We start from the raw sequence: 21,122 nt of genomic DNA, 5'->3' as shown, positions 1-21,122 counted from the left end.
CGCTTTTGAGGGCACCACCCGGGCCGAAGGTCTAGGTATGGCCGAAGGCCGTTAAGCTTCGATTAACCCTGTTTTTGCGGGTAAAAACCCGGTTTGGCGAGTCTTTTTAAGGCCTTGGCGGAGGCTTTAAAGGCCCACCGCGGCGGTTTCGTCAACTCCTGCGCTGGAACCGGCCCGACGATTCGCCGAAACCCTCGATCAGCGCCTCAAGGCCGTCCACTTCGGCAAGCCGGGCTTTCACATCGCGCAGCCAGGAAAGGTTTCTCTCGCTGCTGTCTTGCCCAAGCGCCAGTTCGGCATCCTTGAGTTCTCTAAGTAAGGAGTGCCATTGGCGATGCAAGGCAACCAGCTGATGCCAGGTGGCCAGAACATCCTCCTCAGCCGCGCCCGGCTGGGCCCCCCACACATTCTTGGTGGTGAGCGATCTCTCAACCTTTTGAATTTGCTCGGAATATCCGGCCCGATCCAGGCTCGCCCGCAGCCGCGCGCTTTCTGCCGCCGGATCGTCGGTGTGCGAATAATTTGAGAAAGCCCCGATGATCCCGGCCCGTAGCCTGTGGGCTTCGGGGTGGGCGAGTTCAAGGGCCGCAACTTCCTCGAGGTGATCGTGCAAAAGCCAGGGGTGATTGATCAGCGACAGCAGGATCAGGGCCTCCCGCCGGGACAGGGAACTGCGCTGTCCGCGCATGATCGACGAGCCCGCCATCTGCGGGCTGGCGACCTGATAGGGCGAGCGGTTGATGGTGCGCGGACCTGTGGATAGGCCACCCCGGCCGTCGTTCCGGCCTGCCCCGCCGGGGGCAAACGGCGCTCTCGGCTGAAAACGCTGGCCTGATTCGCGGCCGAACCCGCCCTGATTTTGGCCCCGGAAACCGCCGCCGCGCGGGCCGTCCCGGTAGCCGGATTGAGGCGCGAAGGCATTGCGCAGCCGCTCGGAAAAATCCTGCCGGTAATAGCGCCGCACCACTTCGTCGCGGATGCCGTTGGTGAGTTCGTTGATCCGCGCTTCCAGCGCCGCGCGGCGTTCGGGCGTGGCGAAGCTGCCGCCTTCGACCTCGCGCGACCACACGATCTCCGCCAGCGGCTTTGCCTGCGCAATCACTTCCTCGATCGCGCCGCGCCCGCCGGAGCGCGCAAGATCGTCGGGGTCCTGCCCTTCCGGCAACAGCGCAACACGCAGACTTTTTCCCGGCTTGAGATGCGGCAACGCCAGGTCCGCGGCGCGAAACGCCGCGCGCTTGCCCGCGCCGTCGCCATCGAAACACAGGATCGGCTCGTCCGCCATCTTCCACAGCAGCGCGAGCTGGTTCTCGGTCAATGCCGTGCCGAGCGGCGCGACGCTGGCGTTGAAGCCGACGCTGACCATCGCGATCACGTCGACATAACCTTCCACCGCAATCAGCGGCGCGCCTTCATGCGCGGCCTGCCGCGCAGTGGCGAGGTTGTAGAGATTGTCGCCCTTGTGAAACAGCGGCGTTTCCGGCGAATTGAGATACTTCGCGGGCACGTCCTTTTCCAGCGCACGGCCGCCGAAGGCGATGACGCGGTTGCGCGCGTCGGTGATCGGAAACATCACGCGATCGCGGAAACGATCGTACGGCACCGGAATGTCGTCGCCGCCGATCAGAAGTCCCGCCTCGACCATGTCCGCGACCGGAATGCCGAGGGAGCCCAGATGCTCCTTCAGTGCAAACCGTTCACCGGGCGCGTAACCCAGACGAAACTGCAATTGCGTCGCCGGCGAAATCGCACGGTCGCCGAGATAGCCGCGCGCCTTGGCGCCGTTGCGCGACGCCAGCGTGTCGGCGAAGAACTTCGCGGCGAGGTCCATCACGTCGTACAGCGTCTTGCGGCGCTGCTCGTGGCGCGCGGCATCGGGCGTCACCGCCGGCAAAGGCATCCCCGCCATCGAGGCGAGGCGCTCGACCGCTTCGGGAAAACCGACGCCTTCGGTTTCCATCACGAAGGAGATGATGTCGCCGTGCTTGTTGCTGGAGAAGTCGTGGTAAAAACCCTTCTGGTCGTTGACCGTGAAGGACGGCGTCTTCTCCTGATGGAACGGCGACAGTCCCTTCCACTCCTTGCCCGCCCGCTTCAACTTCACGCGCTTGCCCACGACTTCCGAAACCGGAAGCCGGGCGCGCAGTTCGTCGAGAAATTGGGGCGTGAAGCGCATGAGACTCGAAAGTTAAGGCTCGAAAGTTTGAGACTCGGGGGTTTGCCAACCGATCATGGATATAGGTCCGAAGGAGACCTCGCGCGAATGAAACGCAATTGTCCCGGCTATTCACACCAGACCGGCCTTGATTTGCGCCAAATACAAATGTATATACACACATCGTCTACAGAGGCAAAGCCCCGACCACCACACCCTTGGGAGAACAGGGCGATGAAGATGGCACTTCGTACGAGGTGGGGCCGCATATGGCAGACGACGAATTTCGCAGACGTGCATTGGAATGGGATGAAACCGAGCGCCGGTTCAACATCGAGAAACACGGCATCGATTTTCTCGATGCTCCCGAGGTTATGAATGATCCCGGACAATACACCTATCGCTCCAAACATCCCGAATACGAAGCGCGCTACGTCACTGTGGGAAAGATAAAGGGCGTCATCGTGGCAATTATTTTCACGCCACGGGGGCAAAATTTACGGATCATCTCAGCACGGCGCGCGCGCAAACATGAGCGAGAACGCTATGAGCAAATCTGAAGAAGACATCGTAACACTCGTTGCCTCCCTGCCCGACGGCACGCGCATTATCGAGCATGCCGATGGGCGCTTGGAACGCAAGAAAAGCCAGACTGACTTGGCGCGCCTCGGCGCCATGACTGACGAAGAGGTCGATGCCTCGATCGCGAACGATCCCGACTGGGCCGAGTTCAAGGACGTCGACTGGTCAAATACTGTTTTCGTCATTCCGGCAAAAAAGAAAGCCATCTCCATTCGCGTCGATGAAGATGTTCTCGACTTCTTCAAAAAAGGTGGTGAAGGTTATCAACGCCGTATGAACGCGGTGCTGCGGTCCTATATGGACCAAAAGAAAAATCCCAAGAAATCAGCATAAATCTGAAAGCATCCATGGCCCCTGCCCCGAAATCCCTGCTCCAGATCGCCGGCGCGCCGCTGCATCCGAGCGCGCTCGACAAGTCCGCCCTCGTGATCATCGACGCCCAGCTCGAATACACCAAGGGCAGCCTGCCGCTGGACGGCGTCGATGCCGCCATTGTGGAAGCCGCCAAACTGCTGAAGCTGGCGCGCGCGCAGGGCGTTCCGGTGTTCCATATTGTGCAGCATGCGCCTGCGGGCCGCCCGCTGTTCGCCGAGGACGGGCCTTATGCCCCCATCATCCAATTGCTGACGCCGGCTGCGGGTGAAGTGGTGGTGCGCAAGAACCTGCCGAATGCCTTCGCAGGCACCGATCTCGACGCGCTGGTGAGAAGCACCGGCCGTTCCGAACTGATCCTGGCGGGCTTCATGACCCATATGTGCGTCAGCGCCACCGCGCGCGCCGCGCTCGACCTGAAATACCGCACAACGGTCGTCGCCAACGCGACCGCGACCCGCGACCTTCCCGATCCGCTCGGCGGCACGATCCCGGCCAGCGTGGTGCATCGCGTTGCTTTGTCCGAACTGGCGGATCGTTTCGCGATTGTCGTGAAAGACACAGCGGCGCTCGCGGCTTCGGCGCAGGCGGTGGCCTGAGACTACGCGTCTTCGAAGCGGCCCGACATGATCCGGTCGAGTTTCCCGACCGGCCAGTTGTAGATGTAGGTCCAGGCCTCGACGGCGGTGCCGTCGGACAGTGCCACGCTCTGAAGCTGCCGCAGATACTGCGTCGGCTTGGCGTCGCTGGGGGCGCAGCCTTCGTACCGGTCCAGCGCGGTCAGAAAACCGGGATCCAGCAGGACATAGACGTCCCCTAGAACCCACTCGCCGGGCTGGCTGGACGCGACCGCGCCGGGATAATGCGTGATGCGATAGAGCCGGCCGTTGAGGCGCGCCTCGCCGAGATAACTGGCCTTGGCCGCCAACTGCTCTGCCAACGGATGCCGGGAGCCGCGCCTGAGGGTGCCATAGACGAACAGACGCTCGGTCATCGCGGTTAGCTCGCGTTTGCTTCAATGACCTCATCGCTGATGATGACGAACTTGTTCAGTACCATCGGCCCGAAGTTGGTCGACAGCGCGACATCGGCCGCGTCGCGGCCGGTGCCCATCAGGATGCGGCCGATACGCGGTTTGTTGTGGCGCGCATCGAATGTGTACCACTTACCCGAGAGATAGACCTCGTACCAGCCCGACAAATCCATCGGCGCCGGATCATAGGGAATCCCGATGTCGCCCATGTAGCCGGTGACGTACCGCGCCGGAATGTTCATGCAGCGGCACAATGTCAGCGCCAGATGCGCGAAGTCGCGGCAGACACCCTGCTGCTCCTGAAACACATCGAAGGCCGATTTGGTCGGACGCGCCTGCTGGTAATCGAATCGCACATGATTGTGGACCCACGCATTGATCGCCTGCACGCGCTGCCATCCGGGCGGCGTATTGCCGAACTGCGACCAGGCAAAATCCGTCAGCCGGTCGGTTTCGCAATAGCGGCTCGCCATCAGATAGAGCAGCACCTCGTCGGGCAACTGCTCGATCGGCAACTGCTCCGCCTCGGGCACGACCGCATCGGGCAAGCCGGTGTCGCGCACCAGCGCATCGCCCCGAAACGTGATGCCGCCCGGCGGCGCGGTGAGCCGCCCGCAGATGTTACCGAAAGTGTCGTGATAGTAACGGATGCGGACATCCGGTTCTGTGATGATGGTCTCCTCGCCGACAATATCCTTCGCGCGCGAGGGATGAATCCGCAGCATGACCACCATCGGCGTCTCCGCCACAGCGCCGTAGGAAATCTCGAATCCGACCCGGATCAGCATGCCTGGTGTCCTGAATCCGAAGTTCGCCTCATTTTGCAGCATCCTCCGTAGCGAACTTCGGATTCTAAAGGACACCAGAAAACTATAATTTTAGTGTGGTTTTGGTTCGCAAGTTTGCAAAGGAACGAGCTGTAAAAATGGACTTGCGAACCACCACACTAGTGCTTCATTTCTTCACCGACAGAGAGAACATGGATGGTGACATCCATCCCGAGATGGGCGTCGGCCGGTCCCAAATATGTGCCGTGAAGCGGGATCGCCTGATGCGGATCGCGCGCCACCGCGACACGAATGAGATCGCGGCTGCCGACGATGCCATTGGTGGGATCGAACTCCACCCAGCCCGCGCCCGGCAGATAGGCCCGCACCCAGGCGTGGGTCGAGCCGCCGCCGACGTAGCCATGGGCCTCGTCGCCGGGGATGAAGATATAGCCGCTGACGAAGCGCGACGCGACGCCGAGGCGGCGCAGCGCCTCCATCATGAACAGTGCGAAATCGCGGCAGGTGCCTGAGCCGATGCTGAGCGTATCGAGCGGATGCTGGGTGCCCTGTTCGTGGCGCTTGCGATAGCCGAACGACTGCCGCACGCCGTGGGTCATGCCGATCAGCAGGTCCAGCGTTCTGGTCCGGCTTCCGTCGCTCAGAAACTGCCGCGCCCATGCCGCCAGCTCGCCTTCGGGATCGCTGTATTGCGGCGTCATCGACGACGCCAGGTCGGTCAGTTCGTCGTGGTCGTAGGCAAAGGGGTAATAGTAGGCGTCGTCATCCGGCATCAGTTCGATGTTCTCAAGCGGATAGTGTTCGACGGTGACCGTCGAATCGAACACCAGCCGGTCCGACTCGGTGTCGAAGTCGGCAATCGCGACGCTGTTGCCGAACACATCGTGAATGCGGCGCAGCGAGGACGGTTGCGGCGAAATATCGAGCCGCTCCGACAGCACATGAATGTCATGGCCGTCACGCGGACGCAGCATGACCCGGTGCTCGCCGAACGCCACCGGGCGGTCGTAGCGATACTCGGTCTTGTGGTGAATCGTCAGCAAAGGCATCGTGGCGTTCGCGGCGGCTATACTCATGTGCTTAGATCGTACATGCTATTTCTGCTGCACTTCCGGCTCATTGTTGGGCTTGGATGCCACAGCGCTAGGCAACAATCAGACGATGACCGTGCACGAAACGAGCGACACACGACGACTCCTTGAGGACGACGAAGTTCCCCCGGTTCTCGAGGAAAATGCCGGGAGCCGCTCGCCGTTCTTCTTCACCTGCGATCATTACGGCCGGCTGATCCCGCGCGCGCTCGGCGATCTCGGCGTGCACGCCGGCGAACATGAACGCCATATCGCGCGGGATATCGGCATCGCCGAGGTCGCGACGTGGCTTGCGAAGGAAATGGACGTCCACCTGATCGCGCAGCGCTATTCGCGCCTGGTAATCGACTGCAACCGGCCGTTCGACAGCCCCGGCTCGATCCCGCTGATCAGCGAGGCGACGGAAATTCTCGGCAACGGCGGGCTCAACCATGAACAGGTGACCGCGCGCCGGCAGGCGGTGTTCGCGCCCTATCACGCGCGGATCGCGCAGGCGCTGGATCAGCGCAAGGCGCAGGGACTGCCGACCATTCTGGTGTCGCTGCATTCCTTCACGCCGGTCTATGCCGGCATCGCCCGCCCCTGGCACATCGGCACGCTGTATCATCGCGACGACCGGCTGCCGCATCTGTTGCGGGACAGGCTGCGCCACGAGGGCGATCTCGTGGTCGGCGACAACGAACCCTATGCGGTCAGCGACGCAACCGACTACACCATCCCGGTGCACGGCGAACAGCGCGGCCTGATGCACACCGGCATCGAGATCCGTCAGGATCTGATCGACGACCAGTCCGGCCAGCATCAATGGGCGGAGCGGCTGGCGCGAGTCCTGCGCGAGATCGAAGAGACGCTGCACGCCAGAAAGCTGATGCCGGCCGAGTGACGCGCAGATGAACGAATACTAAGCGTGATCACTTTGCAACCGCGATCCACCCCCCTCTCCCCGCTCGCGGGAGAGGTAAGAAAACTGCAGCCCACTCGATCCCAATTAATCTCGCCTACCCGTTGACCGCGACATAATACGCCACGCCCCAGATCGCGATGGCGGACAGCCACAGAACCCATGCAGCGGTGACGCGCGGCTCCAGCACTGCTTCGGACGAATTTTGCGGGTTGACGTAGACATCGACGGTCTGGCCGTCGCGATACTTCTTGACGAAACGCTGCACACCCCAGTCGGAGGTGGAAGCGACCTGTCCGCTCATACTGGCCACGAAGCCGGTGTATTCAGCGTTCTGGTAGCGGTAGGTGTAGGAAATCTTCGCCTTGAACATGATCGGTCCGCGCGAGCGACCCTCGTCGGCCTTGCCGCGGAATTGCTCCAGGCCTGATGTCTTGATCCTGCCCTGCACCACCGGCCATTTTTTCGCGAGCGACGCCTGACGATGGAGCCCCAGCGCGAACAGCGCGATCGCCGCACCGAACGCACCCAAGGCCACCGTCATGCCCGACATTTCGGGATTGGTGAGCTTGGTCGAAACAAAATCGGTCAGCTTGTGAAAACCGATCGCGGAGCCGAACACCAGAATGACCGCGATCACCACCATCCAGCCGAGGCAGCCCCACATGCCCTTGGGCATGTCGCGCTCAAGCACGGCTTCGCTCCGCTTGTTCGGATTGTAATAGACGGTCACGGACTTGCCGACGGGATAGCGCGCGATGGTCTCCGCCACCTCGAAATTCCCGCGATCCTCGCCGATGGTGACGCGGTTGCAGCGATAGACCTGTCCGGCGATGGAGTACTCGTAGGTGACGTTGGCGAAATCGCGTTCCTCGAAGCGATGCCCGACCTCGCGGTCGCTGTCGATCACCTTGACCTGCCGCACTTCGGGCTTCGAGACGACGACCTTGCCCGGCGTGCTCGGCCAGTCGCTCGCGGCGCGGACCTCCAGATATTTGTAGATCGCGGCGAACACGATGAGGCCGACCGGCGCCAGCAGCATCGCGTAAACGAACCACGGAATATCCGGCAGCATCGTTACCTCGCACGCGTCAGCGCAAGCCAGATGCCGCCGCCGATCATGAAGCCGCCGGAGATGCGCGACACCAGCCGCACGCGCCGCGCCGAAAGGATCTTGCCCGCGCGTCCGGCCAGCAGCGCATAGGCCCCGTCGGTCAGCGCCGCGATCACCGTGAACGTAACACCGAGCACCACCACCTGCGGCAGGTGATCCTGCTGCATGTCGACGAACTGCGGAATGAACGCGCCGAAAAACACCAGCACCTTCGGATTGCTCAGCAGGACCAGAAATCCCTGCAGGAAAAATCCGCCGCGCGGCGGCGGCGGCGCATCCGTTGCCGACATCGCGCCGCTCGACAGAAACAACCTGATGCCGAGCCAGACGAGATAGGCCGCGCCGGCAAACCGCACCCATTCGAACCAGTAACCCATCGTGGCCATCAGCGACGTCAGGCCGACCGCAATAATGCCGATGATGATCACAAGGCCCACCTGCGCCCCGGCAATGTTGGTGAGCGCCGCGCGCGTGCCGTAGCGCAGACCGTTGGCAATCACGAGGGTGACGATCGGACCCGGCAGGATCGCGAGCGCGACGCAGGCGGCGACGTAGGCGAGATAGACCTGAAGCGACATGAAAATCCCCGATGCACAGGCCGGCATCAAAGAGTGAGCCGCCGCGGAAATGCAAGCGGTTCAAACGCCGCGCAAAAATGATCTGAACGCCAGCTTGACATGCAACCATTTGGTTGCCTATTATCCTGACCATGGATGAGGTCTTCAAGGCACTGGCGGATGCATCGCGGCGCTCATTGCTGGACCGGCTTCACGCCCGCAACGGACAGACGTTGCTCGAACTCTGCGACGGCCTCGCCATGACGCGGCAGGCCGTGACCAAGCATCTCGGGATTCTGGAGGCGGCAAACCTCGTCACCACGCTGAAGCATGGCCGCGAGAAGCTTCACTATCTCAACCCCGTGCCGATCCACGAAATCGGCGAACGATGGATCAGGAAATTCGAGCGCGCCAAGCTGGTCGCGCTCGGCGAGCTAAAACGTCAACTGGAGAAGCGTGATGAGTAAGCCTGAATTCGTCTACACCATCTACATCCAGACCACGCCCGAGAAGGTGTGGGAGGCGCTGAAGAATCCCGAAATGACGAAGGAATTCTGGGGCCGCCGTCGCAATGCCTCGGATTGGGCGGAGGGCGCGTCATGGCGGCACGAAAACTATGACGATCCATCCGACGTCGCGGTGACCGGAACTATTGTCGAAAGCGTGCCGCCGCATCGTCTGGTCCTGACATGGGCGCCACCTGCGGACGCGGGCGATCCCGACAAGATATCGAAAGTCACATTCGCCATCGATGAATTCATGGATGCGGTGCGGCTGACCGTCACCCACACCGATCTCACCGAGGAAGGCCTGCGCGGCATCTCGGCAGGCTGGCCGGCGGTTCTATCCAGCCTCAAGAGCCTGCTCGAATCCGGATCGGCCATGCCGATGACAACAAAGCTCTGGAAACGCGCCGGCTAATTGAGCTGGTCAACTGGAAACATCGAGGAGAAGCGTGATGAGTAAGCCTGAATTCATTTACACCACCTACATCAAGACCACGCCGGACAAGCTCTGGCATGCCCTGACCGACAGGGAGTTCACGCTGAGCTACTGGTTCGGATGCAGCCTGCACTCGGACTGGAAGGTCGGCTCCCCCATGCAAATGCACAAGGGCGGCAAGGTGGTGAACGAATGCGTCATCCTCGAATCCGACCCGCCGCGCCGGCTGGTCTACAGCTGGCATTCGGTTTTCGACGAGGACATGATCAAGGAGCGGCCGTCGCGCGTCACGTTCGTGCTCGAACAGGAAAACAACGCGGTCAAGCTCACCGTCACGCACGAGGGCTTCGCGGAGGGCAGCAAGACCTTGCCCAGCATCTCCGGCGGATGGCCACTCGTCCTGTCCAGCCTCAAGAGCATTCTTGAAACCGGCAAGCCTCTGGTCTTCACGGAAGCCTGCGACGCAGAGAGCGCATGATGGATATCGGCAAGTTCAAGCCTTCGCTCGTCTACACCATCTACATCGCCTCGACGCCCGAGAAGGTGTGGGAAGCGCTGACCTCCGCTGAATTCAGCAGGCGGTACTTCTCAGGCTTCGGCGTCGAGGTCGAGGAGAAGGTCGGCGGCGCCTTCGTGCTCCGTGCACCGGACGGATCGGTCCACATCAGCGGCGAGGTCATCGCCTACGATCCGCCGCGCAAGCTGGTCATCACCTTCAACGTCAACTGGCCCGGCCTCGTCGAGGCGCTCGGCGAGACGCTGGTGACCTACGAGATCGAACGGTCGGGTGACTCTGTTCGCCTGACCATGTCCGAGGCCAATGACCGCGAGATCAGCGAGGACATTCTCTCGGGCGGCCGCGCGGGATGGCCGGCGATCCTGTCCAGCCTGAAGAGCGTGCTCGAAACCGGCAAGCCGCAGGTGATCCAGATGGAGCCGCCGAAGCGGATGCTGGAGGCGCTGAAGCGGATGGGTGTGAAGGTTCCGGAATTGCCGAAATGATGCGATGATCTCCCTCCCCTTGATGGGGAGGTGGCTGACCGAAAGTCAGCCGGGTGGGGTGAGCAACGAACTCGTGGCCAACGAGAACGCGCGGCAGCTCCGAAAACGGCTCACTCCGCAGGAAGCCAAACTGTGGAACAGGCTTCGCGCGCTGAAACCTCTCGGTCAACATTTCCGCAGGCAAGCCCCGATAGCCACCTACATTGTGGACTTCGCGTGTTTCAGAAATAGAATCCTGATCGAAGTTGACGGTGGCCAGCACGGTTTGGTTCGCGAAAGCCAACGAGATGCGCGGCGCGACGCGTTCTTCGCCTCGCAAGGATACCGCATCTTGCGCTTCTGGAATTCCGGCATCGACCGGAATCTTGAAGGCGTGATGGAGAGAATTCTCTCAGAGTTGAATCCCCCCACCCCGACCGACTAACGCCGGTCGACCCTCCCCACAAGGGGGAGGGAGAAGAAGCCCCTACCCCAATTCCCGCAATTCGCGCCGCAACACCTTGCCGGTGGCCGTCATCGGCAAGGTGTCCGCGAACTGGATGTGGCGCGGATATTCGTGCGCAGCGAGCTGCACCTTGACGAAGTCCTGAATGTCCTTCGCCAGTGCATCACTCGCCGCGAATCCCGGACGCAGCACGATCCACGCCTTGATCGCCTCGGTGCGGATCGGATCGGGAATGCCGACCACGGCGGACATCGCCACCGCCGGGTGCTTCATCAGGGTGTGTTCGATTTCCGCCGGGCCGATCCGGTAACCAGCGCTGGTGATGACGTCGTCCTCGCGGCTGACGTACCAGAAGTACCCGTCGTCATCCTGCACGCCGAGATCGCCGGTCAGCAGAAAACCGCCGGCATATTTCTTCGCGGTCGCATCCGGGTTCTTCCAGTATTCAAGCATCATGCAGGGGTTCGGCGCACGCACGCCGACGATGCCGCGCGCATTGCGCGGCTGTTCCTCGCCGCGCTCGTTGACGATGCGCACATCAAAGCCCGGCGACGGCTTGCCCATCGACCCCGGCTTGATCGGGAACAGCGCCGAGTTGTTGGCGAGCACCAGATTGCATTCGGTCTGGCCGTAGATTTCATGGACATTGACGCCGAAGGTGGCGCGCACCCACTCGATCAGTTCGGCACCGAGGGATTCACCGCCGCTGAAAATGCTGCGCAGCTTCACCCCGGAATGCTTGACGTCGGCCTGACGCATCAGCTTCAGCGCGGTCGGCGGCAGGAACACGTTGCGGACACCGTGATCGGCCATCAGTTGCATCGCCGCCTGCGGCTCGAACTTTTTGGCGCGATGCCCGAGCATCGGCACGCCGTGATACCAGGCCGGAAACAGCGCATCGAACAGTCCGCCGATCCAGGCCCAGTCCGCCGGCGTCCACATCAGGTCGCCAGGCTTCGGCAGGAAGTCGTGCGCCATTTCAACATTCGGCAGGTGGCCGAGCAGCACGCGATGGGCGTGAAGTGCGCCTTTCGGGTTTCCGGTCGTGCCCGACGTGTAAATGATGATCGCCGGATCGTCCGGACTGGTCGGGACGGTCGGAAAATTCTCCGAGGCGTCCTCGATCGCCTGCCAGAACGATTTCGCGCCGGCATGAATCGCGCCGCTGGTGACATAGATGTCCTGCAGATGCGGCAGCCGGTCGCGGATCTTCGACAGCTTGTCCCAGCCGCCCTCATCGGTGATGACGGCCTTGGCGCCGCTGTTGGAAAGCCGGAACTCCAGCGCGTCCTCGCCGAACAGCGTGAACAGCGGCACCGAGACCAGACCGGATCGGAACGCGGCGAGGTGCGCGATCGGCAGTTCCACCGACTGCGACAGGAACACCGCGACACGATCGCCGCGCACAAGGCCGTCGGCCTTCAGCACATTGGCGAAACTTTTCGACAGCGCGCTGATCTCGTCAAACGACAGCTTCTGCGTGCTGCCGTCTTCATCGGCATAAATGAGTGCTAGCCGGCCCGAGCCGTCGGCATAACGGTCGCAGCAATCTGTCGCGATGTTGAACGCCGCCGGAATGTCCCAGCGGAAATTTTTGTAGAGGTCGTCGTAGTTGTCGGTTTCGGTGAGCATGTTGGGCCTTCGCGCTTGTTGTCAGCCTTCACCAGATAATCGATGTCCTCGCGAAAAACCCCCACCCCGGCGCTTCGCGCCGACCCTCCCCACAAGGGGGAGGGAGAAAAAAAGAACGAGATGCCGCCGCATCTCTTATCCCTCCCCTTGATGGGGAGGGTGGCTGGCCGTAGGCCAGTCGGGTGGGGTGATGTTCTTCGAATGTCACCCCGTCAGCGCGGCCTTCACCAGACCGCTGGCCTTGCCGAAATCCATCTGGCCCGCGTATTTCGCCTTCAATGCCGCGATCACCTTGCCCATGTCCTTCATGCTGGCTGCGCCGGTCTCGCTCACGACGGCGGCGATTGCGGCCTTCACTTCATCTTCGGACATCTGCTTGGGCAGATAGGCCGAGATGACCGCGATCTCCTCGCGCTCCTGCGCCGCAAGTTCGGGGCGGCCGCCCTTGTCGTAAAGCTCGACCGATTCCTGGCGCTGCTTGATCATCTTCTGCAGCAACCCGAGGATGTCTTCGTCGCTGAGCGGCGGCTTGCTCTGCCCGCGCGCCTCGATATCGGCATTCTTCAGCGACGAATTGATCATGCGCAGCGTCGAGAGCTTGCGCTCGTCCTTCGCTCTCATCGCATCCTTGACGGCGTTGTTGATGTCATCGCGCAGCATCGGTCTCTCCCTCGCGGCAAATCGGCCGCTTCCAATCCAATTGCCGTTGATTTAGGGCGTTTTGCGGGTCCGCACAACCGACAGGGTTACATCTCGAGCCAGTCGAGCAGCGCATCCGTCACCTCCTGCGGTTTCTCGAGCTGCGTGAGATGACCGCAATCCTGAATAGTGACCAGCTTCGCGCCCGCAATGCCGTTGGCGATCTCGACCGATGCATCGGTCGGAACCATGTTGTCGGTATCGCTGGTGAGGACCAGCGTCGGGCACTTGATGGTCGCGAGCGTCGGCCGCGAATCCGCCCGCGTCATGATCGCCTCAACCTGCCAGACGAAGGCATCGGGACCGACGTCGTCGGCCATATCGAGTACAATGCGGTGAAGGTGCTCGTCGCGCGCCAGCGCGGGATGCACGAAGTTTGCAAACATGCGGTCCATCACCGCACGGTAGCCGCCCTGCTTCACCTCAGCGATCATCGCCCGCCGCTTCTCGGAAACTTCCGGCGCTTCGGGCCGCGCCGAGGTGTTCAGCAGCGCCAGCCGCGCGACGCGCTCGGGCGCCTGCCGGAACATCTCCAATACGATGTAGCCGCCCATCGAATGACCCGCGAGTGCGAAGCGCAATGGCGCTTCGGCGAGAATCCGCCGCGCAATCGCGGCCATGTCGCCGCCGCGCGCATGGTTGGCGATAAACACCGGCCCCTGCCGCCACAGGGCGGGGATCTGCGGATCATAGATCCGCGGCGAGCACGCAAGGCCGGGCACGAGCACGACGGGAAGCGAGTTTAGCATGTGAACATCCAGTTCTGTCATTGCCGGGCATAGCCGTTCGAAGAACGGGATCGCTTCCGCTCGCCTATGCCCCGGCAATCCATCCTTCTTGAAAGATTCCTGCACTTAAGATGGATGCGCGGGTCAAGCCCGCGCATGACATCCTGTTGAACTTCCTTCACGCCACGCCGCGCTTGCGGCCTTCCCAGTAAGGCGCACGCAGCGCCTTGCGGTCGATCTTGCCGAGCCCCGTGACCGGGATGACCTCGACAAAATCGATGGTCTTGGGCGACCACGGCGCGCCGCGCTTGTCCTTGACGTGGGCCTGCAGTTCGGCGACGCCGGAATTGGCGCCGGGCTTCAGCACCACAAAGCCCTTCACCGCCTCGCCCCACTTGTCGTCAGGAATTCCGATCACGGCGGCGGAGGCAACCGACGGATGCGACATCAGCGCATCCTCGACCTCGCGCGGATAGATGTTGAAGCCGCCGGAGATGATCATGTCCTTGGTGCGGTCGACAATATAGAAGTAGCCTTCCTCGTCCTTCACCGCGACGTCGCCGGTGTGCAGCCAGCCGCCCTTGAGGGTTTCGGCGTTGGCCTCGGGACGCTTCCAGTAGCCGTCCATGACCAGCGGCCCGCGCACGCAGATCTCGCCCGGCTCGCCGATCGCGACCTCGCGCATGTCCGCATCGAACAGTTTTACATCGACTCCGGGACTTGCGCGCCCGCACGATCCGAGCCGCGCGGGCCTGGTTTCGTCGTGATCGATCTTGCGCATCGAGGTGATGATCTGCGGCGCTTCGGTCTGGCCGTAAAGCTGCACGAACACCTTGCCGAAAATCTTCATGCCTTCCAGCAGGCGATCCGGCGACATCGGCGCGGCGCCATAGACGATCATCTCCAGCGACGACAGGTCGTGGCGCTTGCGCAGATCCTCGTTATCGATCAGCGCGTAGATGAGCGTGGGCACAAGGAAGGTCGAGTTGATCTTCTCGGCGGCCACAACGCCGGCATAGACCTCCGGCTCGAAGCCCTGCACGAGCCGCATCAGGCCGCCGCGCATCATCACCGGGAACAGCGTGACGCCCGCTGCGTGGCTGATCGGGGTCGCGGCGAGGAAGCGGATGTCCTGCGGCCAGTCCCAGTCCGCAAACAGCAACAGCGTCATGGTCATCAGCGCGCGATGCGGCAGCATCACGCCCTTGGAGCGGCCGGTGGTGCCGCCGGTATAGGCAAGGAAAGCGATCTCGTGGGCCTCGCTTTGATCCACCAGCGGCGCTGCCTCGGCCTTGGCGAGATCCGGCATGATATCGCGCACGCCCTCCATCGGCCCGATCGAATACAAATTCTTGAGGCCGGGCACGCGGCTCTTGATCGCGAGGCCGCGCGGACCGAACTTCGCGCCCTCCACGATCAGGAGATCGATCTCGGCGTCCTCGATGATAAAGGCGTGATCGTCTTCCGCCGCCATGGGATGCAGCGGCGTGTAGCGGATACCCATCACAAGCGCGGCGCAGATCGCAGCCCAGGATTCGGCGCGGTTGCTCGCCAGAACCGACAGCGCGCTGCCTTTCTTCAGCCCGAGCGAGCGAAACAGCGTGATGAAGCGGCCAATGGTGTCGCCGAGTTCGCGGTAACTCCACCGCACCTTGCCGTCAGCGAGCGCGGGCCGGTCACCGAACCGCCCCACCGCGTTGACGATCATATTGCCGATGGTTCCACCGGAATGAAGCTGGCCCAAATCCAGCGGAGTGCCCGTCGAGCTCATGGATAGGTCTCCTGCCTTGCGGCTCGTTATGTCGCAGTGGCCGCATGGGGGCGCAGATTAGGGAGCGCTCGCCGGGTGTCAAATATGTGCAAATGACATAAATTTCCGGCGCTTCTGCCTTTGACGCGCCGCGGCACAGAGGTTATGTGATGCACTTATGACGACATCAGATAATTCCTCAGCCTGGCCGGACCATAAACCGACCGCGCTCCTCGTGCTTGCCGATGGCACCGTGCTGGAAGGCTTCGGCCTTGGCGCGGAAGGTCAGGCCGTTGGCGAGGTCTGCTTCAACACAGCGATGACCGGTTATGAGGAAATCCTCACCGATCCATCCTATGCCGGGCAGCTCATTACCTTCACATTTCCCCATATCGGAAATGTCGGAACCAACGACGAAGACATCGAAACGGTGAATATGGCGGCAACGCCGGGCGCGCGCGGCGTGATTTTACGCGCAGCCATTACCGATCCGTCGAACTATCGCGCCGCCAAACATCTCGATACATGGCTGAAGGCGCGCGGCATTATCGGTCTCTCCGGCATCGATACCCGGGCGCTGACCGCGCTGATCCGCGACAAGGGCATGCCGAACGCCGTGATCGCGCACGCGAAGGACGGCAAGTTCGATCTGCACGGCCTCAAGGAGGAAGCGCGCGAATGGCCCGGCCTCGAGGGCATGGACCTCGTGCCGATGGTGACCAGCGCCCAGCGTTTCACCTGGGATGAGACGCCGTGGGAATGGGACAAGGGATTCGGCAAGCAGGACAAGCCGGAATTCAACGTCGTCGCGATCGACTACGGCATCAAGCGCAATATTCTGCGCCTGCTGGCGGGCGAAGGCTGCAAGGTCACGGTCGTGACGGCGAAAACATCCGCGGAAGATATTCTGGCGATGAAGCCGGACGGCGTGTTCCTGTCGAACGGCCCCGGCGATCCGGCGGCGACCGGCGAATATGCCGTGCCCGTCATCAAGAAAGTGATCGAGTCCGGCACACCGACCTTCGGGATTTGCCTCGGCCACCAGATGCTCGGCCTCGCCCTTGGCGGCAAGACCATGAAGATGCATCAGGGCCATCACGGCGCGAACCATCCGGTGAAGGACCTCACGACCGGCAAGGTCGAGATCACCTCGATGAACCACGGCTTTGCGGTGGACAAGACCACGCTGCCGAACAACGTGACCCAGACGCATATTTCGCTGTTCGACGACTCGAACTGCGGCATCGCGCTGGAAGACAAGCCGGTGTTCTCGGTGCAGTACCATCCCGAGGCCTCACCCGGCCCGCGCGACTCGCACTATCTGTTCAGGCGTTTCACCGACCTGATGCGCGACAAGAAGCGGGCGTGAGCTAGGCCACCTGTCATCACCGGGCATAGCCGTTCGAAGAACGGCGTCGCTTCCGCTTGCCTATGTCCCGGTGATCCCGACCAGTTCGGCACCGTGCAATCGTTATCGGGATGGCCGGGACAAGCCCGGCCATGACACCGAGCTTCATTTCGCCGGGACGACCGCGGAAATATCCCCCGCCTCGCTACGACTTCGCCGCACTCAACTCGGCCCAATCAAACTCTTCTTCCAGCCGGTGAAAGGCGTCGTCGCCGATCTCACCCGACTCACGCATCTCAAACAGCTTCTGCCGCGCGGCGCGGATCGCGTCACGGCGCACCGGATCGGCGGGCAACTCGCTCGACGTCAGGCCATCCGGATTGCTTTCCGACTGATCGAGCATCTGCCGGTATTCAAGCCGCAACATCTCCGCCTCCGCAGACGTGTTACCGTCGATGGCTTCGAGCGCCGCATGGAACGCCGCGCGGCGCGCCCAGCCGACCTCGTGCGCCACCGGATCGCCGTCATCCAGCGCGAGCCATGCGATCAGCGGGCGCAGCGTCAGCCCCTGGAGCACAAGCGTGCCGAGCACGACGCCGAACGCAGTGAGCAGGATCAGGTCGCGATAGGGAAATCCCTGCGGCAGCGCGAAGGCCGCGGCCAGCGTGACGATGCCGCGCATCCCGCACCATGCGACGAGGATGCCGCCCTTCTGTGTCGGCGGGCTGATCGTCGCGCGGCGAGGCTTCAGTCCGAAACGGAAAATCAGCAACCGCCAGACGGTGTTGTTGGCCATGACCCAGACGATGCGCGTCACGATCACCGCGGCAAGCACGGCGCCAGCGACGACCGAATACTGCCAGCGCACCGAGTCGTCCAGCCCGGCCCAGATCGGCCGCAACTGCGTGCCGATCAGAACGAAAGCCATCACGTTGAGCAGGTAGACCATGGTCTCCCACACCGCATAAGACGGCACACGCAGCCGCGCGGGCGTGTAGGCGGGAACGTTGCGGGCGAGAGTCACCGCATAGACGACGATGGTGAGAATGCCGGACAGGCCGAGTTTTTCGGCGGCAATCCACACCGTGAAGGCGCCGGCGAACTGCATGATGATCGATGTCGGCACGTCGCTGATACGCGCGGTCACCAGCATCGAGATCCGCGCCAAGACGTATCCGGCCACAAGGCTGCCGATGATCGCAGCGGTCAGCGCCGGCACGACATGGCTCGCGCTGAGCGACGTCGCCAATGCGGCGCTCACGGCCACCCGATAGATCAGCAGGGCGCTGGCATCGTTGAGCAGGCTTTCGCCCTCGAGAATTTTGAGGACGCGATACGGCAGCTTGACGCTGCGCAGCACCGCGGTCGCCGCCGCCGCATCCGGCGGCGCGACGATGGCGCCCAGTGCGATCGCAGCAGCCCACGGCATTGAGGGGAGAAGCCAGTGCGCAACAACGGCGACGACTGCCGTGGTGAGACCGACCGCCACCAGCACCAGCGTCGCAACCGGCACCCAGTTGTCGCGCAGATCCCGCATCGAGGTGTCGAAGGCCGCATCGAGCAAGACCGGCGCGACGAACAGCGCCAGCGCGAGTTCGGGATCGAGCGTCCACGCCGGCGCATCCGGGAGAAAGGCGATGCCGACACCGCCGAGCGCAAGGAATGTCGGATAGGGAACGCCGAGACGGCGCGCCAGCGCCGACAGCAGCATCGCACCCAGCATGAGCCCGATGGTCCATTCAAATGCGTGCAAACGTTATGCTCCAGATAATACGCGAGCTTACGCGATCAGATCCGCAGGGCAAAATGGAGGGATGCCTCGCCCGCCGCCCGCACTTGCGGGCCCTCAACGAAAATTCTAGGTTGGAATGATAATCATCATCTAATAACCGCGAGCACGATCACATGACATCGGCACCGATATCCGGATTCGACTACTTCAACGGCATCAAAAACGGAACGATCGAGCCGCCGCCGATGCCGAAACTGTTCGGTATCGAGATCGTCGAAGTCGAGCCCGGACATATTGTGCTGACCGCGACGCCGCAGCCCGAGCACAACAATCCGCTGGGCATTACCCATGGCGGTTATGCCGCGGTGCTGCTCGACACCTGCATGGGCGGCGCGATCCATTCGGCGCTCAAACCCGGTCAGGGCGTGGTGACGCTGGAATACAAGATCAACTTCATGCGGCCGATGTCGCCCAAAACCGGCCTCGTGCGCGGCGAAGGCCGCGTCATCCATGTTGGCCGTCAGGCGGGAATGTCGGAAGGTCGCCTGTTCGACGCGGCAGGCAAGTTGCTGGCGCACGGCACAACAACTTGCCACATCCTGCAAAACTAGAGATCAGGCCTCGTTGCTGCCCTCCTGACGCGTGGCCTCGAACAGAAACCAGGTCCGGCGCTCCGTTTCATCGATGAAGATCTCGAGGATGCTGGCGGACGCAACATCTTCAGCATCGTCGCAAACCTGTGTGCCTTGCGCATGGCCGCGGCGACCTTCTTGTTGTCTTCCATCAACTCACGAAGCATTTCGCGCGGCGGCACGAACTTCTCGTCGTTGTCCTTGAGAGTCTGGAGCTTGGCGATGTGGCCGATGGAGCGGATGGTGTTTCCGCCGATTTTGCGGACACGTTCCGCCAACTGGTCGGTGGTGGCGAAAATCTGGTCGGACTGCTCGTCGAGCAGAAGGTGATAATCGCGGAAATGGCGTCCGCTGACATGCCAGTGGAAATTTTTCGTCTTCAGGTAAAGCGCGAAGGCATCCGCCAGCAGCGTGTTGAGTGCCGTTGACACTTTGGTCACGGCAGCGCTGTCGAGATCGGTAGGGGTGTCGAGTTCGGCCGAAACGGCATTCTTGGTTTTGCTCACGGCGGGGCCTTCCTGCTAGGAAATAGACATCAGGCGATGGACAGTGATCGCCAGACCAACTAACGCCTTCCTGTGCCCGCCGGTTCCCAGGCGGGAACCCCTCCCTTGGAGGCATGATCCTTCCGAAAACCGCGGTTTCCGGGACCATGCCCAGTCCGGACAAAGCCGATGGACGACTGGATCGATTATTACGATTCAACCCACACGATTTATGTTAGCAAGCTGCATCGCGACGTGCATTTTCGCGTGATCGCCAATGACATTCTTGCATATGTCCCCTCGCCGGAAGCCGTGGTGCTGGACTATTCCTGCGGCGAGGCGCTGCTCGCCGCGCAGGTCGCTGCCGCCTGCCAGAAGCTGATCCTTGCCGAGCCCGCCCCCGGCGTGCGCGGACGCCTGAATGCCCGTTTCGGCCCGAACCCCAAAATCGCAGTCCGTTCACTCGATGACCTGACGCAATTGCCGGACCGGTCGGTCGATCTCGCCGTGATGATTTCGGTGGCGCAGTACATGACCCCGGCTGAACTCGATGCCGCGTTTGCCCTGATGCGCCGCATACTGAAGCCCGGCGGTCGCCTGGTGCTGGGTGATATCCTGCGCCCCGAGGTCGGCGCTGCGACCGACGTGATGGCTCTGCTCAGGCTTGCGGCCAAAAACGGCTTCCTGACCGATGCATTGTGGGGACTGGCCCGCACGGCGCTCTCGGACTACTGGCAATTGCGCAAAAGCATCGGGCTGCAGCGTTACAACGAAGCCGAAATGCTGGCAAAGCTGACATCCGCGGGTTTCGAAGCGGCTCTCGCCAAGAAGAATGTCGGCTACAATCCCGCACGCATGACCTTCCTCGCGACGGCGCGCGCCTGATCGTACAACTGCGCACATTAAGGTTAAACCCCGGCCCTCGTGGACTCCACGTAACGCCACGGTAGTCTCCTGCCATGGCCCGGTGGCGGAATGTTACGCGGAGGCGCCGCAAACGCTTCACATCCTGGTTCAAGTCCAGGCCGAGCCTCCAAATTCTCTGGTCTGCGATCCTGCGGGCCGCAAGCCCCGGAAACTGCCTGAAATTCGCAGTTGATCGCGGCTTTTAAGGCCTTTCACCGTCACGGAATC

Annotated in this window: 23 protein-coding genes, 1 tRNA gene and 1 pseudogene; 13 read left to right on the top strand and 12 right to left on the bottom strand. The window is 62.2% G+C overall.

Annotated elements, in window-relative coordinates:
* Window positions 1-151: 151 nt before the first annotated feature.
* On the bottom strand, window positions 152-2,176 hold the full coding sequence (gene dnaG, locus BN32_RS02285; protein ID WP_019195628.1) for a DNA primase: 2,025 nt from the start codon (window positions 2,174-2,176) through the stop codon (window positions 152-154).
* A 248-nt stretch (window positions 2,177-2,424) separates the two neighbouring features.
* Between dnaG and BN32_RS02280 the strand changes: the two genes are divergently transcribed.
* Genes BN32_RS02280 through BN32_RS02270 form a run of 3 tightly spaced genes read left to right on the top strand, consistent with a single transcriptional unit; the run spans window position 2,425 to window position 3,708 of the window.
* Window positions 2,425-2,715: a BrnT family toxin gene (locus BN32_RS02280; protein WP_019195627.1), complete on the top strand. Its 291-nt coding sequence runs from the start codon at window positions 2,425-2,427 to the stop codon at window positions 2,713-2,715.
* On the top strand, window positions 2,702-3,070 hold the full coding sequence (locus BN32_RS02275; protein ID WP_019195626.1) for a BrnA antitoxin family protein: 369 nt from the start codon (window positions 2,702-2,704) through the stop codon (window positions 3,068-3,070). Before BN32_RS02280 ends, BN32_RS02275 begins: the two co-directional genes overlap by 14 nt.
* A gap of 14 nt (window positions 3,071-3,084) precedes the next feature.
* Complete coding sequence (locus BN32_RS02270; protein WP_019195625.1) at window positions 3,085-3,708, top strand: cysteine hydrolase family protein; 624 nt, start codon at window positions 3,085-3,087, stop codon at window positions 3,706-3,708.
* A gap of 2 nt (window positions 3,709-3,710) precedes the next feature.
* On the opposite strand, the gene BN32_RS02265 is transcribed toward BN32_RS02270, so the two are convergent.
* From BN32_RS02265 to BN32_RS02255, 3 genes are all read right to left on the bottom strand, one after another.
* Window positions 3,711-4,103, bottom strand: coding sequence for a gamma-glutamylcyclotransferase family protein (locus BN32_RS02265; protein ID WP_019195624.1), 393 nt, complete (start codon window positions 4,101-4,103; stop codon window positions 3,711-3,713).
* A gap of 5 nt (window positions 4,104-4,108) precedes the next feature.
* Window positions 4,109-4,930 carry a transglutaminase-like domain-containing protein gene (locus BN32_RS02260; protein WP_040425862.1) on the bottom strand — a complete coding sequence of 274 codons (822 nt, stop codon included), beginning with the start codon at window positions 4,928-4,930 and terminating at the stop codon, window positions 4,109-4,111.
* Window positions 4,931-5,088: 158 nt separating this feature from the next.
* Window positions 5,089-5,979 (bottom strand): transglutaminase family protein, encoded by an 891-nt coding sequence (locus BN32_RS02255; RefSeq protein ID WP_040425861.1) that lies wholly within the window; start codon window positions 5,977-5,979, stop codon window positions 5,089-5,091.
* A gap of 112 nt (window positions 5,980-6,091) precedes the next feature.
* Between BN32_RS02255 and BN32_RS02250 the strand changes: the two genes are divergently transcribed.
* Window positions 6,092-6,904 (top strand): N-formylglutamate amidohydrolase, encoded by an 813-nt coding sequence (locus tag BN32_RS02250; RefSeq protein WP_019195621.1) that lies wholly within the window; start codon window positions 6,092-6,094, stop codon window positions 6,902-6,904.
* A gap of 115 nt (window positions 6,905-7,019) precedes the next feature.
* Here BN32_RS02250 and BN32_RS02245 read toward each other — a convergent pair whose 3' ends face one another.
* Both BN32_RS02245 and BN32_RS02240 read right to left on the bottom strand, forming a co-directional pair.
* Window positions 7,020-7,997, bottom strand: a complete 978-nt coding sequence (locus BN32_RS02245) for a DUF3592 domain-containing protein (protein ID WP_019195620.1) — start codon at window positions 7,995-7,997, stop codon at window positions 7,020-7,022.
* A 2-nt stretch (window positions 7,998-7,999) separates the two neighbouring features.
* A complete protein-coding gene (locus tag BN32_RS02240; protein ID WP_019195619.1) occupies window positions 8,000-8,614 on the bottom strand; it encodes a LysE family translocator in 615 nt (204 codons plus the stop codon).
* 131 nt (window positions 8,615-8,745) lie between these two features.
* Here BN32_RS02240 and BN32_RS02235 point away from each other — a divergent pair, with 131 nt between their 5' ends.
* The 5 genes from BN32_RS02235 to BN32_RS02215 all read left to right on the top strand — a co-directional run bounded on the left by BN32_RS02235 (window position 8,746) and on the right by BN32_RS02215 (window position 10,961).
* A complete protein-coding gene (locus BN32_RS02235; protein WP_019195618.1) occupies window positions 8,746-9,060 on the top strand; it encodes an ArsR/SmtB family transcription factor in 315 nt (104 codons plus the stop codon).
* On the top strand, window positions 9,053-9,514 hold the full coding sequence (locus BN32_RS02230; RefSeq protein ID WP_019195617.1) for an SRPBCC domain-containing protein: 462 nt from the start codon (window positions 9,053-9,055) through the stop codon (window positions 9,512-9,514). The genes BN32_RS02235 and BN32_RS02230 overlap by 8 nt, the downstream gene beginning before the upstream one ends.
* 37 nt (window positions 9,515-9,551) lie before the next feature.
* Complete coding sequence (locus BN32_RS02225) at window positions 9,552-10,013, top strand: SRPBCC family protein (protein ID WP_019195616.1); 462 nt, start codon at window positions 9,552-9,554, stop codon at window positions 10,011-10,013.
* Window positions 10,013-10,537 carry an SRPBCC family protein gene (locus BN32_RS02220; RefSeq protein ID WP_019195615.1) on the top strand — a complete coding sequence of 175 codons (525 nt, stop codon included), beginning with the start codon at window positions 10,013-10,015 and terminating at the stop codon, window positions 10,535-10,537. The genes BN32_RS02225 and BN32_RS02220 overlap by 1 nt, the downstream gene beginning before the upstream one ends.
* A gap of 73 nt (window positions 10,538-10,610) precedes the next feature.
* On the top strand, window positions 10,611-10,961 hold the full coding sequence (locus tag BN32_RS02215) for an endonuclease domain-containing protein (protein WP_040425860.1): 351 nt from the start codon (window positions 10,611-10,613) through the stop codon (window positions 10,959-10,961).
* A 42-nt stretch (window positions 10,962-11,003) separates the two neighbouring features.
* On the opposite strand, the gene BN32_RS02210 is transcribed toward BN32_RS02215, so the two are convergent.
* From BN32_RS02210 to BN32_RS02195, 4 genes are all read right to left on the bottom strand, one after another.
* Window positions 11,004-12,614, bottom strand: a complete 1,611-nt coding sequence (locus BN32_RS02210) for an acyl-CoA synthetase (protein ID WP_019195613.1) — start codon at window positions 12,612-12,614, stop codon at window positions 11,004-11,006.
* Window positions 12,615-12,818: 204 nt separating this feature from the next.
* Window positions 12,819-13,274 (bottom strand): GatB/YqeY domain-containing protein, encoded by a 456-nt coding sequence (locus BN32_RS02205; RefSeq protein WP_019195612.1) that lies wholly within the window; start codon window positions 13,272-13,274, stop codon window positions 12,819-12,821.
* 86 nt (window positions 13,275-13,360) lie between these two features.
* On the bottom strand, window positions 13,361-14,062 hold the full coding sequence (locus BN32_RS02200; protein ID WP_040425859.1) for an alpha/beta fold hydrolase: 702 nt from the start codon (window positions 14,060-14,062) through the stop codon (window positions 13,361-13,363).
* A 157-nt stretch (window positions 14,063-14,219) separates the two neighbouring features.
* The gene (locus tag BN32_RS02195) at window positions 14,220-15,812 is read right to left on the bottom strand and encodes an AMP-binding protein (RefSeq protein ID WP_019195610.1); all 1,593 of its coding nucleotides are present in this window, start codon (window positions 15,810-15,812) and stop codon (window positions 14,220-14,222) included.
* Between the two features lie 157 nt (window positions 15,813-15,969).
* Between BN32_RS02195 and carA the strand changes: the two genes are divergently transcribed.
* The gene (carA, locus tag BN32_RS02190; protein WP_019195609.1) at window positions 15,970-17,160 is read left to right on the top strand and encodes a glutamine-hydrolyzing carbamoyl-phosphate synthase small subunit; all 1,191 of its coding nucleotides are present in this window, start codon (window positions 15,970-15,972) and stop codon (window positions 17,158-17,160) included.
* A gap of 184 nt (window positions 17,161-17,344) precedes the next feature.
* Here carA and BN32_RS02185 read toward each other — a convergent pair whose 3' ends face one another.
* Window positions 17,345-18,892: a cation:proton antiporter gene (locus tag BN32_RS02185; RefSeq protein WP_040425358.1), complete on the bottom strand. Its 1,548-nt coding sequence runs from the start codon at window positions 18,890-18,892 to the stop codon at window positions 17,345-17,347.
* Between the two features lie 152 nt (window positions 18,893-19,044).
* Here BN32_RS02185 and BN32_RS02180 point away from each other — a divergent pair, with 152 nt between their 5' ends.
* Window positions 19,045-19,482 carry a PaaI family thioesterase gene (locus tag BN32_RS02180; protein WP_019195607.1) on the top strand — a complete coding sequence of 146 codons (438 nt, stop codon included), beginning with the start codon at window positions 19,045-19,047 and terminating at the stop codon, window positions 19,480-19,482.
* Window positions 19,483-19,485: 3 nt separating this feature from the next.
* On the opposite strand, the pseudogene BN32_RS02175 reads toward BN32_RS02180, so the two are convergent.
* Window positions 19,486-20,009: pseudogene (locus tag BN32_RS02175) on the bottom strand (Dps family protein).
* A gap of 168 nt (window positions 20,010-20,177) precedes the next feature.
* Here BN32_RS02175 and BN32_RS02170 point away from each other — a divergent pair.
* A complete protein-coding gene (locus BN32_RS02170) occupies window positions 20,178-20,873 on the top strand; it encodes a class I SAM-dependent methyltransferase (RefSeq protein ID WP_019195605.1) in 696 nt (231 codons plus the stop codon).
* Between the two features lie 76 nt (window positions 20,874-20,949).
* Window positions 20,950-21,024, top strand: a tRNA-Cys gene (locus BN32_RS02165).
* Window positions 21,025-21,122: the final 98 nt, after the last annotated feature.

Origin of the sequence: Afipia birgiae 34632, from assembly GCF_000308295.2 — a bacterium.
Taxonomy (GTDB): Bacteria; Pseudomonadota; Alphaproteobacteria; order Rhizobiales; family Xanthobacteraceae; genus Afipia; species Afipia birgiae.
Note: the sequence above shows the minus strand (reverse complement) of the source record. Positions and strands in the feature narration are given on the sequence as shown.

What these genes read in the sequence shown, in the direction of transcription:
- dnaG (WP_019195628.1), bottom strand. Translation starts at nt 2,176, where the DNA reads ATGCGCTTCACGCCCCAATTTCTCGACGAACTGCGCGCCCGGCTTCCG.
- BN32_RS02280 (WP_019195627.1), top strand. Translation starts at nt 2,425, where the DNA reads ATGGCAGACGACGAATTTCGCAGACGTGCATTGGAATGGGATGAAACC.
- BN32_RS02275 (WP_019195626.1), top strand. Translation starts at nt 2,702, where the DNA reads ATGAGCAAATCTGAAGAAGACATCGTAACACTCGTTGCCTCCCTGCCC.
- BN32_RS02270 (WP_019195625.1), top strand. Translation starts at nt 3,085, where the DNA reads ATGGCCCCTGCCCCGAAATCCCTGCTCCAGATCGCCGGCGCGCCGCTG.
- BN32_RS02265 (WP_019195624.1), bottom strand. Translation starts at nt 4,103, where the DNA reads ATGACCGAGCGTCTGTTCGTCTATGGCACCCTCAGGCGCGGCTCCCGG.
- BN32_RS02260 (WP_040425862.1), bottom strand. Translation starts at nt 4,930, where the DNA reads ATGCTGATCCGGGTCGGATTCGAGATTTCCTACGGCGCTGTGGCGGAG.
- BN32_RS02255 (WP_040425861.1), bottom strand. Translation starts at nt 5,979, where the DNA reads ATGCCTTTGCTGACGATTCACCACAAGACCGAGTATCGCTACGACCGC.
- BN32_RS02250 (WP_019195621.1), top strand. Translation starts at nt 6,092, where the DNA reads ATGACCGTGCACGAAACGAGCGACACACGACGACTCCTTGAGGACGAC.
- BN32_RS02245 (WP_019195620.1), bottom strand. Translation starts at nt 7,997, where the DNA reads ATGCTGCCGGATATTCCGTGGTTCGTTTACGCGATGCTGCTGGCGCCG.
- BN32_RS02240 (WP_019195619.1), bottom strand. Translation starts at nt 8,614, where the DNA reads ATGTCGCTTCAGGTCTATCTCGCCTACGTCGCCGCCTGCGTCGCGCTC.
- BN32_RS02235 (WP_019195618.1), top strand. Translation starts at nt 8,746, where the DNA reads ATGGATGAGGTCTTCAAGGCACTGGCGGATGCATCGCGGCGCTCATTG.
- BN32_RS02230 (WP_019195617.1), top strand. Translation starts at nt 9,053, where the DNA reads ATGAGTAAGCCTGAATTCGTCTACACCATCTACATCCAGACCACGCCC.
- BN32_RS02225 (WP_019195616.1), top strand. Translation starts at nt 9,552, where the DNA reads ATGAGTAAGCCTGAATTCATTTACACCACCTACATCAAGACCACGCCG.
- BN32_RS02220 (WP_019195615.1), top strand. Translation starts at nt 10,013, where the DNA reads ATGGATATCGGCAAGTTCAAGCCTTCGCTCGTCTACACCATCTACATC.
- BN32_RS02210 (WP_019195613.1), bottom strand. Translation starts at nt 12,614, where the DNA reads ATGCTCACCGAAACCGACAACTACGACGACCTCTACAAAAATTTCCGC.
- BN32_RS02205 (WP_019195612.1), bottom strand. Translation starts at nt 13,274, where the DNA reads ATGCTGCGCGATGACATCAACAACGCCGTCAAGGATGCGATGAGAGCG.
- BN32_RS02200 (WP_040425859.1), bottom strand. Translation starts at nt 14,062, where the DNA reads ATGCTAAACTCGCTTCCCGTCGTGCTCGTGCCCGGCCTTGCGTGCTCG.
- BN32_RS02195 (WP_019195610.1), bottom strand. Translation starts at nt 15,812, where the DNA reads ATGAGCTCGACGGGCACTCCGCTGGATTTGGGCCAGCTTCATTCCGGT.
- carA (WP_019195609.1), top strand. Translation starts at nt 15,970, where the DNA reads ATGACGACATCAGATAATTCCTCAGCCTGGCCGGACCATAAACCGACC.
- BN32_RS02180 (WP_019195607.1), top strand. Translation starts at nt 19,045, where the DNA reads ATGACATCGGCACCGATATCCGGATTCGACTACTTCAACGGCATCAAA.
- BN32_RS02170 (WP_019195605.1), top strand. Translation starts at nt 20,178, where the DNA reads ATGGACGACTGGATCGATTATTACGATTCAACCCACACGATTTATGTT.